This is a genomic window from Wolbachia endosymbiont (group B) of Germaria angustata, from assembly GCF_964026725.1.
GTDB lineage: Bacteria > Pseudomonadota > Alphaproteobacteria > Rickettsiales > Anaplasmataceae > Wolbachia > Wolbachia pipientis_C.
In genome coordinates, this window is the sequence record NZ_OZ034691.1 from 186,147 (window position 1) to 203,783 (window position 17,637).

Sequence of the window (17,637 nt, forward strand, 5' to 3'; positions counted from 1 at the left end):
CTTCAATGTTCTGTACAGCTGTGCATCACGCACTGAGATGACATTATGGAAGCTGTGATGACAAGAAAAGAAACACTGGTTTCACATGCATCTGTTTCAGTGATGTAATTTCGACGTTATTCCATTTGCAACCATCAGGGTTTTTTGACTATAGACCTAACAATTCTTTTCTAATTTCTTCTTTAATTGTATCAATAATCTTTTGATCAAGTTTATTTATTAAGGAATCATCAATACCTGTGATGTCATCTGGATTTTGTATCATTTTTTCAATAGCATCATCTATTTTTTTTACTCTTCCTTTATTAAGTTTATCAAATATAGGTTTAATCTTCACATAACCAGGAGCACCTTTACTGTAACTTTTGGTGCTTTTGTTAATGCAACCGCCAGCACCGTATTTTTTATTCACATAGTTTTTATTACATTTTTTTACATTTTCATACCCAATCTCACCATTTCTTATGTATGCTATTTTATTATCCTCTTCAGAGTTTAGCTTATCTCCTCTTGTAACTTTTTCTTCTAATTTTAAACTTTCTTCATGAATTATTGTCTCTTTATAATCTATTTTTCCATAGGTTCTGTATGTAAAACCACCTGCAACAGTAATTAAATCTTTACAAATTATTTCTGAAGGGTCTTTGCACATTTTTATTAAAGTTGGTCCCCCATCTTTGTTAGATTTATAATCTTCTTGCCCACCACCACCTTCTGTTACTTTTACTTTAATGTAGGGATAATCGGGGTTGATTTTTAGTTTAGCTTTAATGTAATCACCTGGCCTTCCTTGCTTGCTTACAGTAGACCGAGCTTTACCAATTATATGACCAGCTTCACCACCTCCCCATGCTTCTATTTCAACGTAATCGTACATTGACAGATCATCTGTATAGCCATCTCCAAGCTCATAAAGTTTTTGATCCCTGTCTTCAATAATCTGCTTCTTATGTTTCAATTGTGTTACTATTATTTCACGCAATCTCTTTTTTAAACCGTCTAAATCGAACCTGCATAATTTATCAGCGAAAAAGACTTCTGTTCTATTTGCTTTAACTGGATTATCTAATTTCGTTACAACGCCATTTCCATCTTGTGAAACTCTTAAGTAAAATGGCTTATTATCCTTGTTCACATACTGTGTTGAGCGACTACACACTCCATCAAAGCAGAGGCAACAATCATCACCATGATTACAGTTTTTTTCTTCATACTTTCCATCTGTTAACTCATATACTATTTTGCATTTGTCACAATTTTGTTTTGTATCTACCTCTTTATCCTCTTTTGCCATGCAGTTATCTCTAGACTTATTTTCAGCAGGAATGGAAATATATCCTTTTTTATTAAATATTATTTCATTCAGTGCATCTTGTGGCTTTGCTAAAACCTCAATTGTTTTGTTACAGGGAAAATAATAAAGCTGATTAGACTCCTTTGAATAAACAGTATTGTATTTATTGTATCTTGCCCCCATTGATTTTAGCGATATTAGCTTACTTTCTTTTTCAAGAACGAATTCCTCCGGTTCTGGCTGCCAACCAGAAAGGCATAGCATTTTACTTTTAGGATTTTCTTTATACTTTACTTCTATTTTGGGATATCCTGAGCCATCTAGTTTGCACTTACCATTCTGAAGCTCTTTACATTCTGTTTCAATATCGGGAACATATCCATATTTTTCTAGAACTTCAAATTGCGAGTTATTTTTTAATATACCTTCTATTATGTTATCGATATCGCTTTTTATGTTACCGGTACCAGCTGTTTTTTCTACTATTGCCGGCTTTACTACTTTTAAAGGTAGATGACCAATATATGTAGGAGAATTCGCATTAACATAAAAAGTACAGACTCCATTATTGTGAGTTCCATGTGCGTGATGAGTGCAAACGTACTCACTAATCTTCATTTTTACTTTTAGCGTATTTTCGCCTTTACCCTCATTAGGCTTTGGTATGCTCACTTCTTGAATCTTTGGAGCAGGTGGCGCTGAGAAGCAGCGAGCAGGAAATTGTAATTTTCTTTTAGATTCTTCTCTCTCAGTACCATAATATTCAGTGCAGAGCTGACCTTTTTTTCTATAGGTTTTGAAGTAATGGATAGTATCTTTAATAGTACGTGGATAAATACGAGTATTCTCACTGTTTGAAAAACCGCGCGGGAAAGGCAGCTCTTCTCGTTCCTTCAGCCCACCGATAATGACTCCAACTCTTGGATGAAAGTAATCATTATCTTGGTTTCTTATAGGAACAATTCTAACTTGTGGTGGTGACATCGCAAGTTGTTCACAAAATGGAGGTGGACTAGGTGCAAGTGGTACAGGCACACATTGTACTTTGGTTTGATAGCAGGTATCGCAAACATTTTTCATATTCCCTGGACGGAAAATATTTTCCCCTAAAAAGATTCTAGAAAGACCTCCAAAAAAAGTGTTCATACAAGCCCCTTTCTGACTGCAAGCACATATTTTAGGGGCATTAGCAAATTTTACTTTTTCTTCATCAGTAACACCATCTGCCCATTCCCATCCAAGACCTTGGGCAATTTCTCCTCCAGCTTTTGTTTTATCTCCTTCCCAATCGATAAAAGCTGCTGCAGAAACTCCAGCTCCTGTACTCTGCGTTCCATATATCTGGCGGCAGAATGTTCCACTGGATAATATATAACAGTTGTCGTTCCCTTCGTAATCGCAGACCTTAATTTTTGGATCGAAGTAACCGCCTACTCCTTGATCTTTCACCATTGTTACTTTGATTTCTTTTAATAGATGAGGATCAAAATCCAGGCTACCCCACTTGCCAGTAAAGAAGTTCCAAAAGCCTTTATTTACTTTACTTGCATTTGCCTCAATATCAGTATTACTTTCCACAAAATGCGGACAATCAGCATATCCTTGATAAGAAAGACAAAATATCAAGGAGAATATCAATAAAAAATTAAGCTTTACATTTTTCATAGAACACCGGTAACCACTTACTCACTTTTTCGCCTTTTTCCTTCATCGCCTCATACATATACTTTATAGTCTCTTTATTGGCTGAAAGTACATGTATTTCTTTCATATTTTTCAAATCTAGATTTAAAGTTACTAAACCTTTGTATTGCTTTATCAAAAATAAACCTTCCTGTGTTGGTGTTTGCAAAATGACATTCAGTTCCTCTTTCGACAGAGAAAATGCCTTCATGTATAATCTGTTTGCATTGATGTTCGGCATCAGAATCCTGGTATCGACATGCTTATCTAAATATTGAGTAAACTTGCTAGCAAATGCTAGGTTTAAGTTTTCAGTACTTAGAATTACTACAACATTTAACTTTGTCATTCTTTGCATCCAGTTGTCAAACTCTCCCTCTGTAGGAAAAATATTACTTATCTCCCATGCTTCATCCAAAACAAGTATTGCAGGTGAGCCATCACATTTTGCTTCGAAAGAGTATAAGAAATAGTAAAGTATCACGGACATACATTCTTTTTGCTTAGTGAGATTCGCAGTATTGAGAGATATGATTTTTGTTTCCCAGTCAATGTCTGACTCATCACCATCTTGGAATAAGTAAGCAAATTCACCATCACCACACCATTTACTTATTTTACCCCCAAGAAGTAAAAGCACTTCAGAAATTTGAGAAATAGAGCGCGATTCTCTTGGTATAGCAAATATAGAATCTACAATTTTTTTTGTCTTTTCTTCTACGTCTACCAAACTTGCATCTGCAACCATCCTTTTGATCAATTCAACAAGCATATTGCGATTAGAAGCACTATCTTCAATGTTCAGTGGGTTAAATTTTAGACTTTTATCTTTATATTTTGGATCAATTATGTAATATTGGCCGCTTACTGCTTTAGTAAATATTATTGATTTTCCAGTATTATCCAATATAACAATCCTAGGGTTAAATTTTCTTGACTCCGAAAGTAAGAAATTGATCAGTGAGGTTCTACCTGAATTTGGAGCTCCAAGTATTGTGGTATGACCATTATTTTTCTTTCCATGAAAGTTAAAAAAGTAAGGACTGCCTTTTTTTGAAAAAAAAACTGTTACTGCTTCTTTCCATCTTCTTCCTTTTAACGTACCTGATGTAAAATCATGCAACATAGCAAAGCTGCAAGCATATTTTTCTAATATATTTTTTGGTTGTGTGACAAAAGCAAAGTTTCCAGGAAGCTGTGCCCAAAAATGATTTTCCATGTGCAGATCAGTCCTAAACATCATCAATCCGATTAACGACATTACAGAGGATAAATCACTGATATTTTTAGCTAACCTATTCTTATCATCTGCAAAGATTGTAACAATAATGTTCTGTTGACAAAAATCCATAGCAGAAATTTTTTCAAGCTCTATTATTTCATTTATTCCTGAGTTTTGAAGTAAGGTATTGTCCTCACTGATTTGCAGTATATTAATTTGTTTTTTAAATTCTTTTACTGCTTTATTATTACTAGTAAATATTATTATTTCTGTGATGATAAGCTCAGAGTCAAGTTGCAAACACCTATCTATATTTTCTAAGGGGATTTCTCGATATTCCTTTATGCAAAAAATAGAACCAAACTTCTGTTGACCTTCAAACGATGTTTGAAATTTATTGAAACCAAAAGCTACTTTTAGGTTTTTCACATGCTGCGATAGATCCCTTTCACATATTGGATAATCTTTGTGTGTTAATGTAATAATGTAATGGAGAAATTCCATCATTTGAGAATATATTTTGCCTTCACTAGATCTAAGGCCCAGTTTTTTAGCTCCAAAAGGTTCTAAATCTTTTTGAATCAGGTCAGTTATTTTTTGTAATTCTTGATGATTTTTTTGTAAAAATAACTTGTGCCTATTCTTTATCCCGCCAAAAAAAAATGCATTATTAATATGTTTGCCAAAATCACTAAGTAACACCACAATGTATAGCTCATTTATATACTGTAGTTTACTATCAACTAGTTTATTAAACCACGTTGAGTGTAGCTGATCGGAAAAGTCTGAAGTTTTATTCCACTGTAAGCTCAGTTTATTGCGCTTACGGACAGTGTGAATCCAAACGGTAAAATATAAACTCTTGATATTTTTTGATATACTTTTTCTAATTTCAGTTCTAAGATCACCATAGTTATCAACTGGAGAATAGTCTTCTAATTTGATTATTTTTAACAATTCCCCCTGTTTTGTTAGTATAGTTTCTTCATTGTAGTGGCAAGCATAAGGGATAAAATCTAAATTAATACTTTCTAGTAACGCTAAATTGTTCTCTTTTTTAGAATTAGAGCTAGTGGCTGGTACTTTTGGTTGCATACAATATCATGCGTATTCAATAAAAAGATAATAAAGAATCATCTATCTTACTTAATCCTTATCTTCTTTTTTGTTATTGGATTGTAACTGTATGTCCTTTGCAAAGTTGAATTTTTCTTTCAGGTAATCTGTTGCCTTTTCTGTGCTTCCAAACATCATGATCAGTACGCCAAATATTATCATGAAAAAAATTAGGCCTCTGAACACTACTGCAAGTATCACTGTAGCTATACATAAACCTATAATTGTTGAGGGACTCATATTTTCTACAGTATCTTTAACTGAAAATGAAGAAATAAGTTCTTTCAACGTTCCTGGTATATTTTTCAATTCATCACTTGCTTTGCTAGAACATGACATGAAGATAAAACTTAACAGGGCTACAATAGCAAAAACTCTACCCAATTGAATATGCATCAGCTAAATACCTTTAAGATACTCCTCAAATGTAACAATTTTTACATCAATAGGCAAGAACCGAATTCACTTGCTCACCATAAGTAACTCATATTTAACTTTTATCACCGTGTTAGCTCTTTATTATCAACAAGAGGACTCACACTAATGGATGTCAATTTACTTGACAGAAAGTTTGAACACAATTCAGCAGCAGCTGCTGTAGCAAACACTGCAGCCACCACAAACAGTCCTGCTCCTACTAATCCTGGTGTCATTGCTCCTGCAACAATGCACCCTATTGCTAAGAGAGCAGAACTTGTTACAAGTGTGACGTGAAGATTTCTGTTATGGGGTTGTTTAACTTTACTATTATTTCCATAATTATTGGATTGCATTGTATCTTTTATCTTACTGCCTGTCACTGAGATCACACAATGAGGTGCTAGCCCTTCTTCAGTCTTCTTATAATATTTAGAAGGGGATCTTCTTCCGCTTGGCCCTTTGGGCTTTGTTTTGTTCGGATGTGCTAATTTTGTTTTTCCTTCATCTTCTAGTTGCAAACCATTATCTTCCCCAGCAGAGTTTAATTTTAAGTGTACACTTTCCTCAGATGAAATGCTTGTTACTGAAGTTAAGCTGCTCCTTCTGCTACTTGATGCCAAGCCAGATGAATTTATTCCACTATCTGAGTCATTGCCACTACTTAGTTTAGAAGTATTTGCACCGCTTGGCACTTCTACAGCATTCACAGTTATATTAGGCTTTTCATTTTTTAAATCTTTACTATCAATCGAAAGGTCAGATTGACTATTCAATTGTAATTGTGGGATCTCCTTTTTTGCTTGTGATTGTTTTGATGTAGGAGTTGTTAAATCACCACAATGAATTGAACTTCCAAATTTATTATATGTTCCAGAGATTCCTGTTCCACTTACACCCTTAGCTAAAGAATCCTTTTCCAGAGGATTAATACCTGAATTTTTGGGAATTTCAACTTCACCAGAAAGACTTTGTTTGTTAAATAGTTCCATAGCATTACCTTGTCTATCTTTTTGATTTTGAATAACGCTACTAGAATGATTTTTGTTACTACTTTTATTAGTAAGCTTTGAAATTATTCCTAATATTTTTCCTCTTCTTGTTGGTGATCCTTGTGATTGTTCTATTTCATTCTTAAATATTGGAAGTCCAACCTCTAATCCCATTACTTCTTTTTCCAATGCTGGAAGAAATTTCTCGGTGTAATAATTATAGTATTTTTCTTGCTCTCTCAGTGATTTTTCTAATTGAATTAATATGTTAGGATCAGCTCCTTTGTTGAACAACTCTATGCATTTTTTGATAGTTCCCTTTCCATCTTTTTTTGTACTTTGATTGCTATGTGTTTTTTTTGTTACCTTCTTGTATATAGTGTCGTACAATTTTTGGTTAATATCTACTTCATTACTCTGAGTTTTTTTTGAAGTACTTAGCATAACATCTCTCCATACATAACAAAATGTATAGATACCTCTTTAGCGTTAATTTTACATTAAAACTAAGTGGTTATGCCTTATTACGGATAATTATAGCAATTTGCTAACTATTTGCTTTGCTGATTACTGGTTTTACATTTTAACATAATTGCTTGCCTGTTGAACTAGCATATCTATCACTTCTTTTACAGGCTTTTCTCTATCAACCATGCCAACACTTTGACCAGCCATTAAAGATCCTGTTTCAATGTCCCCTTCAATTACAGCTCTTCTTAAAGCTCCAGCCCAGAACTTTTCTATTTCAAGCTGCCCTTCTTCTTTTGAAATTTGCCCCTTTTGGTATTTATCAATAATTTCTCTCTGATGTTTCATAAAATCGTCACTTGCTTTGTTAACTATAGCCCTTACTGGAATTACAGGGAAATCAGCACTAATCTGCACAGAAGATACAGCATTACGCGCAGCTGATTTGATGAATACTTCTTTAAAATTTTTGTGAGCGATTGACTCATTCGTGCAGACAAATAATGTACCTATTTGACAGCCACTTGCTCCCATTTCTAGGTAGTTCACTATCATTTCGCCTCTTCCTATTCCACCTGCAACAAACACCGGTGTTTTCTCATTTTTAAAATGAGGTAATATCTCTTGTGCGAGAACAGAAGTGCTAACAGGACCGATATGTCCTCCTGCTTCCATACCTTCTATTATTAACGCATCTACCCCCATGTTTACTAACCTTTTCGCAAGGCTTAATGCTGGTGCAAAACATATAACTTTAATGCCTGCATTCTTGATTTTTGCTATATTAGGTTTTGTTGGTAATCCGCCAGCAAGAACTACATGGCTTACTTTTGTTTCAATGCATATATCTATTAACTCACTCAAATTTGGGTGCATAGTAATTAGATTTACACCAAATGGCTTATGAGTTAATTTCTGTGTCTCTATGATTTCTTTTTTCAGTAAGTCTGGAAACATTGCACCACATGCAATTACACCAAAACCACCGGCATTTGAGATTGCTGAAACTAAATTTCTCTCTGAAACCCAGCTCATAGCACCACCCATTACTGCAAACTCACTACCAAGAAAATTCGTTCCTTTTTTCCAGAGGCTATTTAACATACAACCTATATCATACGTTTAAAAATGTTTTGTTTATCTATAAATGTGTGTTTTAAAGCACCAAGTATATGCAAGCTTATAAAGACTATCATAAGATATGCAAGCATCGAATGTAGCTGATTAGCTGCACTAGCTAGCTCTTTGTTTTCATTGATTAACAAAGGGATATGAACAAAATATTTGATCTCTTTACTAGAAGCAGAAGACATGACATAACCAGATAATGGCATTAGCACCATCAAAAAATACAAACCAAAGTGTATCGTTTTGCTCGCATTAATTACGAACCGAGAAAAATTTGCTGGTAATGGCGGAACATAAGTAAAGACGCGAAAAAATATACGTACTATAATTAATCCAAGAACGGTGATACCACAAGCCTTATGAATAGCGTATATGCTGAATTTAATTTCACTGCTAATCGGCAAACTTTTCATGTACAGTCCAGAACAAAGCATACCAATAATAAGAGCAGACATTAACCAATGAATGATCCTTAAGCCTAAACTATATTTATTGTTTTTCATTAATTTTGATTACTCTAAAGTAGAATTTATATAGTAGAAAAACTATTTTCTCAATCAAAATTATCTATACATAATTTCGCTGCCTTGATCAACATAAGTGCAATAATTGTATGTGACACATAAACATTGTCTATCAGATCATGAAGAAGTGGTGAAGTTTTTGAGAGTTTTTCTATTGTAACGATGAGTTATAGCTTGTACAAGAAGCCTATTGACTTTAAGCACATTTTACCCTATACAATTTTAACATCTTAAACTTCCAAACATGCCAGATCTAAAGACAATGATGCTAAACTTTGGCCCTCAGCACCCAGCTGCACATGGGGTGCTACGTCTTGTTTTAGAAATGGATGGTGAAGTGATCGAGAGGGCAGATCCCCACATTGGACTTTTGCATCGCGGCACTGAGAAGTTAATAGAACATAAAACGTATCTTCAAGCTCTGCCTTATTTTGACCGCCTTGATTATGTGTCACCAATGTCACAAGAGCATGCATATTCGTTATGTGTAGAGAAATTATTGCAGTGCGAAGTTCCGATTAGGGCAAAATATTTGCGTGTTCTATTTTGTGAGCTAACAAGAATACTAAATCATTTACTAAATATCTCTTCCCAAGCGCTTGATGTTGGGGCAATGACCCCTCTTTTGTGGCTCTTTGAAGAGAGAGAAAAAATACTCGAATTTTATGAAAGGGCCTCAGGTGCAAGATTTCACGCAGCTTATATAAGACCAGGTGGAGTTGCAGCAGATATTCCAGAAGGTTTGATTGAGGATATTGCAAAATTTATAGCGCAATTTCCAAAGTATATAGATGATGTTGATGAGCTTCTAACAGAAAACAGGATATGGAAGCAACGCACTGTAGAAATCAGCAAGATATCAATTAAAGAAGCTCTTGATTGGGGCTTTAGTGGACCGATGCTGCGTGCTGCTGGTCTCGCTTGGGATTTGCGGAAAAGCCAGCCATATGAGATATATGATCAATTAGATTTTGATATACCTATCGGCCAAAATGGTGACTGTTATGACCGTTATTTAGTAAGAATGGCAGAGATTAGGCAATCTATTAGCTTAGTGAAGCAATGCATAGAGAAAATTCCTAAAGGGCCAATAAAAACTGAAGATAGAAAAATTTCTCCACCGCCAAGAGCAGAAATGAAAGAATCTATGGAGGCTATGATTCATCATTTTAAGCTTTATTCAGAAGGATATCATGTGCCAGAAGGTGAAGCATATGCTGCAGTTGAAGCACCAAAAGGTGAGTTTGGAGTATATATAGTTTCAGATGGTACCAATAGACCTTATAGATGTCGAATAAGAGCACCTGGCTTTGCGCATTTACAGGCCTTAGATTTCATGGCAAAAGGACACATGCTTGCTGACATTGCAGCAATTATCGGTTCACTCGATATAGTCTTTGGTGAGATTGATAGGTAATTATTGTAAAATAGTAACTTAACTAATGGTTAAGACATCTTCTATCATAAGTTGTATAAATTCATTGCCATTCCAGTAATTCATAGAGATTTTACCCAAAATGGCTTTAACATTACCCTGCATAATAGCAGAGCCAAGCTCAGTATTTGCACAGCGAAACGCAATAGCTTTGACCATAACATTATCGTCAGCAATAAAACATTTTATATGGTCAACTCCTACAACTTCAGGCCTCCTTATCTTTGCTCCTTGAATGATGAATCTCGGTTCAGGATTGCCAGCTCCAAATGGCTCTAAGCGCTGCAGTTGATTCCACAGGGATAAGTTTATTGCTTTAGCTGTTACTATACCATCGGCTTTTATGATTTTGTCATTTGTAGAGTTTGCAAATCTTGCAGTAAAAAAATCATGTAGATCACTTATTTTATCTTCTTCAATCGAAAATCCTGCTGCCATACTGTGACCACCACCTTCAATGATTAGGTTGGTAAATTTTGCAGAAAGAACCGCAGCGCCAATATCTATCCCAGAAATTGACCTGCAGCTTGCTTTTCCTATTCCATTGTTTAAAGATATCACTATCGTTGGTAAGTGAAACTGCTCTTTTAGTCTTGATGCAATGATACCAATTATTCCCTGGTGCCAATTACCACTTACCATTATAAAATTTACACCTAAGTGGGCAAAATTTTCCGCTTGTGTTGTAGCTTCCAAAATAGCCTCATTTTCTAGCATTTTTCTTGCATTATTCAAATCTATTAGTTTTAGCGCGATTGAATGCGCCTTTTCTTCATCATCAGTGGAAAGCAACCTTGCACCGAGCGATGCTTCTCCAATTCTTCCTCCGGCATTTATACATGGCCCAATACTAAACCCTAATCGTGAAACACTTGGTTTTTCAAGGATTCCCAAAGCGTCAAACAAAACACGTAAGCCAACATTTTTTCTTGCTGACATAACTTTTAATCCTTGTAAAACAAAAGCCCTATTTAGGCCTGTAATCTGCATAACATCGCAAACAGTTCCAAGAGCAACCAAATCCAGTAGATCAAATAAATCTGGTTCTTTTTTGTTGGTAAAAAATCCTTGCTCACGTAGGCTTCTGTTAAGAGCAACAATTAGCAGAAATGACACTCCAACTGCTGCTAAGTTATTATAAGGAGAGCTCTCATCAAGGCGGTTGGGATTAACAACTGCTACAGCACTTGGTAATTTTTCTATACCAAGGTGATGATCGACAACTATAATATCAAGTCCAAAAACCCTTGCCTCTTCTATTGGTTGATATGCAAGCGTACCGCAATCAACAGAAATACATAAATCAATACCATTCTTTTTAAGTTGTAATAAAGCATCTGTGTTCAATCCATAGCCCTCATCAACACGATCTGGAATATAGATTATAGAGTGTGTCCCAATCGCTCTTAGGTACCTATTAATCAATGCTGATGACGTTGCACCATCAACATCGTAATCACCAAATATTGCAATATTCTCATTATTGTTTATTGCTTTTATTATGCGAGAAACAGCTTTATCCATATCAAGGAGGTGAAAGGGATCTGGTAATAGCGATCTGATTAGTGGGTGTAAGAAGTCATGTGCATTTTCTATGTTAACACCACGAGCAACTAATATTCTTGCTAATATTTCTGGCAACTCAAATCTCTGTATAAGAGTAAAAATCTCCCTTTGATCTGCTTCTTGTAACTTCCACAGTGCATTTGTTATGCTGCGTTTTTCAATATCAAGTAGCATATTTTTTGTAAATAAAACTACTTTACCAGAACTTTTACGCTTGTTCTATAATTGTGTTAGATTTCTGTATAACCTAAAGGAAGGATATAAGAGAGTGTCACTCGAAAGGAATCACATTTATTTTGACAAAGAGCATCTGTAAAATCTGATACTTCTTCTTGCATAACATGCTCTTTAATTAGCATCATATCTATATTAGCATGTAAGTGTGAACATTATATTAGTGTAATTACTTTTTGGTATACATGACAAATTTATGCCTGGAAACAGTTTTTGGCTACTTAAGCCTTTTCTAACTTTATTTCATATTCTTTAAAGTATTTTTTGCACTTTCTTTATAAAAACCATAGGTACCAATCGGTTTTTAGCTTAAGAATAAAGGTTAAGTATCTGGAATTCTGGACATAAAATCCTCCTGAAAGATTAGAAAGAAAATGCAGCGCACATACTACAGTATACACCGAAGAGGATACGCTACACTTTTTATTGAGAAATTGACTGAAAAGTCTGCAGACTGAGATAGATTTTTGAGCTCTTAAAATACCCCTAGTGTTAGAGTAAGGAAAGCGAGAAGGTTTGTCAAGCAATCTTTATTGGCTGTTGTACTAGAATTCAGTTTTTCGTATAATTTGCTAGAATTTGTGTGAAGAATTTTAAATATGAAAGGCCTATATATTAAAACTTACGGCTGTCAGATGAACGTTTATGACTCTGTTTTAATGGAGAATATAGTTAAGCCTCTAGGGTTCAGTGTTGTGAGTGATGCAGAACAAGCTGATTTGGTGATATTAAATACTTGTCATATTAGAGAAAAGGCAGCAGAAAAGCTCTACTCAGAGCTTGGAAGAATTCATTCATCACAAAAAAATAAGGAAATGACCATAGTGGTGGCTGGATGTGTAGCGCAAGCAGAGGGAGAAGAAGTGTTCAGAAGGGCTCCTTTTGTTGATATTGTTGTTGGTCCACAGAGTATCGCTATTTTACCGGAGCTGATAGTCAAAGCAAGTAGAAGTAAAGGTCATGTAATAAATACTGATTTTCCAGAAGTTGCGAAGTTTGATAAATTGCCAGATGAATGCTATGGCAATAGCCAGGGGTCTTCTGCGTTTCTTGCTATACAAGAAGGTTGTGATAAATTTTGTACGTTTTGTGTGGTGCCTTACACTCGCGGGGCTGAGTATTCACGATCAGTAAATGAAATATTCCGTGAAACATTAAAGTTAGTTGCAAGTGGAGCAAGGGAAATTACTTTGCTTGGTCAGAATGTCAATGCTTATCATGGGGAGTGTGAGGGAGAAGTGTGGGATTTAGGAAAATTAATTAGTCACATTGCTAAAATTGAAAAGCTAGAAAGAATCCGCTACACAACTTCTCATCCAAGAGATATGCACGAATCTCTCTACTTGGTACATGCGGAGGAATCAAAACTCATGCCGTTTGTTCACCTACCTGTGCAGTCAGGTTCGAATAAAATATTGCATGCAATGAATAGAAAACACACGGCAGAGGAGTATTTGGAAATAATAGACAGATTGCGCAAATTGAAACCTGAAATTGAATTTTCTTCTGATTTTATTGTTGGTTTTCCTGGAGAAACTGAAAAAGACTTTGAGGAAACTATGAAATTAGTAGAAAAAATAAAATATGCTCAGGCTTATAGTTTTAAATATAGCCCAAGGCCAGGAACGCCAGGGGCGGAAAGAAAAGATCAAGTACCAGAAGAGGTTAAAACAGAGCGTCTTCTTCGGTTACAGGAATTAATTAGCAAGCAACAACTTGAATTTAATCAGAGTATGATAGGAAAAACTATTCCTGTTCTATTCAGTGATAAAAAAGGTAAACACCAAAATCAAATTATTGGTAAAAGCCCATACATGCAATCAGTATGCGTTGATGATCCTGACGACAAATACAAAGATAAAATAGTAAATGTAAGGATATTGGAAGCTAGGCAAAATAGTTTGTTGGGATGCGCTGCCTAATTAGAGAAAAGTGCTCCCATGGTCTCATGTAGAAGCACTTTGTGTGTTTTATAAGTTTATAAGCTATCTAGATTTAATCCTTAAAGGACTACAGCTCTCTGTTACGTAATCATATGAGACTTGATATAATAGATTTGCGGGATTTTTTTTCTTTTCCCACTGATAGTGTACCTTTTTAATCTTTCCAGAATTATTATATTCATAAGAAACTGATTCCCAAACAAAGCTGCTTTTACTATTATTTTTGTTAGCATCATGAAATTTCTGATAAGGCCAACTTCTATTGTCTTTATTCATCTTCAACCTCAATAAATAAGTCTAATGAATTAATATGTTGTATAATGATGTCAATACCTATCTATGTTTATAGAAACAGAGTTTTTGAATTTGTAATTTTCCAGAAAGCTCTATATTCTTTGATTTTATCCAGTTAAAATGAATATGAAGTATTATCCTGATACAAGCAGCAGTCCTGATTTTTCATTGCTAGAAAAGGAAATCATAAAATTTTGGCAGGAAAATAAAATTTTTGAGCAGTCAGTCGAGAAACGTTCCAAGGGTCATTGTTTTGTATTTTATGATGGGCCTCCGTTTGCAAATGGACTTCCGCATTACGGACACTTGCTTACTGGTTTTATAAAAGATGCATTTGCAAGATATCAAACTATGCTGCAAAAAAGGGTTGAGCGTAGATTTGGTTGGGATTGCCATGGCTTACCAGCTGAGATGGGTGCAGAAAAGGAACTTGGAATATCTGGTAGAACTGAGATAGAGAAGTTTGGCATTGAAAAATTCAATAATCATTGCCGTACTTCTGTGATGAAATTTTCATCAGAATGGGAGAAGTATGTAAATAGACAAGCAAGATGGGTAGATTTTCACAATGACTATAAGACTATGGATAAGTCATTCATGGAGTCGGTCATGTGGGCATTTAAGCAGCTTTATGATAAAGGTCTGGTGTATGAATCAATACGCGTTGTTCCCTATAGCTGGGCGTGCGAAACTCCACTCTCTAATTTTGAAACAAGACTAGATAATGCTTATAGAGAAAAAGCTAGCAAGGCTGTAACTGTTGCGTTTGAACTTTTAGAAAACCCAAAGCAATTTAAACAAAAATGTAAGTTGCTTGCTTGGACTACAACCCCTTGGACGTTGCCAAGCAACCTCGCACTGGCAGTAGGGGAGGATATTGAGTATTGTATGGTGTTAGTAAATGGTGAAGTCTGCATCTTTGCTGAAAGTTATTTAGAGAAATTTGTCAGCCACTGTGAACAAAGCAATATTCAATATGAAAACTGTAATACAAAACTTAAAGCGAGTGATCTTGCAGGTCTTTCCTATAAACCACTGTTTGATTACTTTAAAGATACAAAAAATGCGTTCCGTGTTTTCATTGCCGATTATGTTACAGCAGAAGATGGTACTGGTGTTGTGCACACTGCTCCTGGCTTTGGTGAAGAAGATTTTTACCTTTGCCAAAGACATGATATTCGGGCTGTTTGTCCAATTGATAACGCTGGAAAGTTTACTGCTGAAGTTTCAGATTTAACAGGAATTCATGTTTTTGATGCCAATGATACAGTAATAAAAAAATTAAAAGAGCAGGGGAGTTGGTTTAAGACTGAGCAACATATTCATAATTATCCTCACTGCTGGAGAACTGATACTCCTTTGATCTATCGCACTATGCCTTCTTGGTACGTTGCTGTGACAAAGTTCAAGGGGAGAATGGCAGAACTGAATAAGAGAATTAATTGGATGCCGAATCATATTAGAGATGGTCAATTTGGAAAATGGCTTGAAGGAGCGCACGACTGGTCTATTTCACGCAATCGATTCTGGGGTACTCCAATTCCTGTGTGGAAATCAGACGATGCAAAATATCCAAGAGTGGATGTGTATGGCTCAATAGCAGAACTAGAGCGAGACTTTAATGTTAAGATAGATGACTTGCACAGACCGTTTATCGATACTTTGACGAGACCAAATCCTGATGATCCAACAGGAAAATCAGTTATGCGTCGTGTGCCTGATGTGTTTGATTGTTGGTTTGAGTCTGGCTCGATGCCGTTCGCGCAAGTTCACTATCCGTTTGAAAATAAAGAATGGTTCGAGAAAAATTTCCCTGCGGATTTTATCACTGAATATATAGCACAAACAAGAGGATGGTTCTATACGCTTTTTGTGCTTTCCACTGCTTTATTTGACAGTGAGCCATTTAAGAATTGCATATGCCACGGTGTGGTTCTTGATGTGAAAGGTCAGAAATTATCCAAACGTTTGAATAATTATGCAGATCCAATGGAGGTTTTTGACAAATATGGTTCTGATGCGCTGCGTTTTCTTATGCTGTCTGGTTCCATTGTTTGCGGTGGTAATTTACTACTCGATAAAGAAGGAAATTTAGTGCGTGATGTTCTAAAAAACGTAATAAAACCTATTTGGAACAGTTATCACTTTTTTACTATGTATGCAAATGCAGATGGAATTAAAGCTGAGATTTGTCAAGATTATCAAAGTACTATTGATCGCTACATGATTTCAAAATGTTTTGAAGCTGTGGAAGGTATCCAAGCTTCTATGAACAACTATAACTCCCAGGAGGCTTGCAAAATCCTGACAGATTTCTTTGAAGTGCTAAATAACTGGTATATTCGTCGCAGTCGTGAGCGTTTTTGGAAAGGTGATTTAGATCAAGACAAAACTGACGCTTATAATGTTCTGTACACAGTTTTTTATTACATGCTTCGAGCTGCAGCTCCTTTGTTGCCACTCATAACAGAGACTATATGGCAAGGGCTTAAGTACAAAGAAACATCTGTTCATTTGGCTGGTTTCCCACAATTAGAGAGATATAATAGTCAGCTCATTGTCAAGATGGATTTGGTAAGAGAGATATGTAACTCTGCATTATCCATCAGAAATACGTTTAATATACGTATCAGGCAGCCACTTGGCAGTATGACCATTTATCATAGTTCTTCCTGCGATTTCCTTGAAAATGAATATCAAGAGATAATAAGAGATGAGGTAAATGTAAAAAAATTAGAATTAGTAAACAGACTTGAAGATATTGCATCACTAGAGCTAAAACTAAATTTTCCGCTACTTGGTAAGAAGATTGCAGATAAAATCAAGAAACTAGTTCAATATGTCAAAGAAGAAAAGTGGAAGCAAATTGAGAATGAGCAAATATTTCTGGGGGATGAAACAGAGAACTATACTATAGAAAAAGGTGAATATGAACTATTGTTAAAAGCAGACAGTGAATATTCTTCTGTATTTGATAACAATAAAGGGATTGTTGTTCTGAGTACTGAGCTCAATGACGAACTAATTCTAGAAGGGCTTGCGAGAGATGTTGTGAGGCTTATTCAAGAAACTAGAAAACAAGCTGATTTTCATATATCAGATAGAATTAGAGTAACAATAAAAACAGAAGATGAAAAAATTAAGGAAGCAATAACTACATGGAATAAATACATAAAAGAGCAGACCCTTGCCTTATCTTTGGACACTAATAAAGAGATCGAGGCCGATTTCTATTTTAAGGAATACCAAGGTTTGACAGTTGGTATTAAGTTAATAAAGTTGCAAAGTTAGTAATGTTTATGCTATACTTAAATTAATTTA

The 17,637-nt window shown here is 35.2% G+C and carries 11 protein-coding genes; 3 read left to right on the top strand and 8 right to left on the bottom strand.

Annotation, left to right across the window (positions count from 1 at the left end):
- Positions 1–148: 148 nt before the first annotated feature.
- The 6 genes from AAGD63_RS00945 to AAGD63_RS00970 all read right to left on the bottom strand — a co-directional run bounded on the left by AAGD63_RS00945 (position 149) and on the right by AAGD63_RS00970 (position 8,823).
- Positions 149–2,959, bottom strand: a complete 2,811-nt coding sequence (locus AAGD63_RS00945; protein ID WP_341813508.1) for a hypothetical protein — start codon at positions 2,957–2,959, stop codon at positions 149–151.
- A complete protein-coding gene (locus AAGD63_RS00950; protein WP_341813509.1) occupies positions 2,940–5,294 on the bottom strand; it encodes a type VI secretion protein in 2,355 nt (784 codons plus the stop codon). The genes AAGD63_RS00945 and AAGD63_RS00950 overlap by 20 nt, the downstream gene beginning before the upstream one ends.
- 51 nt (positions 5,295–5,345) lie before the next feature.
- A complete protein-coding gene (locus tag AAGD63_RS00955) occupies positions 5,346–5,711 on the bottom strand; it encodes a hypothetical protein (RefSeq protein ID WP_226079535.1) in 366 nt (121 codons plus the stop codon).
- A gap of 104 nt (positions 5,712–5,815) precedes the next feature.
- Positions 5,816–7,168, bottom strand: coding sequence for a DUF350 domain-containing protein (locus AAGD63_RS00960; RefSeq protein ID WP_341813510.1), 1,353 nt, complete (start codon positions 7,166–7,168; stop codon positions 5,816–5,818).
- Positions 7,169–7,300: 132 nt separating this feature from the next.
- A complete protein-coding gene (locus AAGD63_RS00965; RefSeq protein ID WP_341813511.1) occupies positions 7,301–8,296 on the bottom strand; it encodes a nitronate monooxygenase in 996 nt (331 codons plus the stop codon).
- A gap of 5 nt (positions 8,297–8,301) precedes the next feature.
- Positions 8,302–8,823, bottom strand: coding sequence for a cytochrome b (locus AAGD63_RS00970; protein WP_341813512.1), 522 nt, complete (start codon positions 8,821–8,823; stop codon positions 8,302–8,304).
- Between the two features lie 265 nt (positions 8,824–9,088).
- Here AAGD63_RS00970 and AAGD63_RS00975 point away from each other — a divergent pair, with 265 nt between their 5' ends.
- Positions 9,089–10,261 carry an NADH-quinone oxidoreductase subunit D gene (locus AAGD63_RS00975; protein WP_264330956.1) on the top strand — a complete coding sequence of 391 codons (1,173 nt, stop codon included), beginning with the start codon at positions 9,089–9,091 and terminating at the stop codon, positions 10,259–10,261.
- A gap of 18 nt (positions 10,262–10,279) precedes the next feature.
- Here AAGD63_RS00975 and recJ read toward each other — a convergent pair whose 3' ends face one another.
- The gene (gene recJ / locus AAGD63_RS00980) at positions 10,280–12,019 is read right to left on the bottom strand and encodes a single-stranded-DNA-specific exonuclease RecJ (RefSeq protein WP_341813513.1); all 1,740 of its coding nucleotides are present in this window, start codon (positions 12,017–12,019) and stop codon (positions 10,280–10,282) included.
- A gap of 659 nt (positions 12,020–12,678) precedes the next feature.
- Between recJ and miaB the strand changes: the two genes are divergently transcribed.
- On the top strand, positions 12,679–14,001 hold the full coding sequence (gene miaB / locus AAGD63_RS00985) for a tRNA (N6-isopentenyl adenosine(37)-C2)-methylthiotransferase MiaB (RefSeq protein WP_341813514.1): 1,323 nt from the start codon (positions 12,679–12,681) through the stop codon (positions 13,999–14,001).
- Positions 14,002–14,064: 63 nt separating this feature from the next.
- On the opposite strand, the gene AAGD63_RS00990 is transcribed toward miaB, so the two are convergent.
- Positions 14,065–14,298: a hypothetical protein gene (locus tag AAGD63_RS00990; RefSeq protein ID WP_264330959.1), complete on the bottom strand. Its 234-nt coding sequence runs from the start codon at positions 14,296–14,298 to the stop codon at positions 14,065–14,067.
- Positions 14,299–14,436: 138 nt separating this feature from the next.
- Between AAGD63_RS00990 and ileS the strand changes: the two genes are divergently transcribed.
- Positions 14,437–17,607, top strand: coding sequence for an isoleucine--tRNA ligase (gene ileS / locus AAGD63_RS00995; RefSeq protein ID WP_341813515.1), 3,171 nt, complete (start codon positions 14,437–14,439; stop codon positions 17,605–17,607).
- Positions 17,608–17,637: the final 30 nt, after the last annotated feature.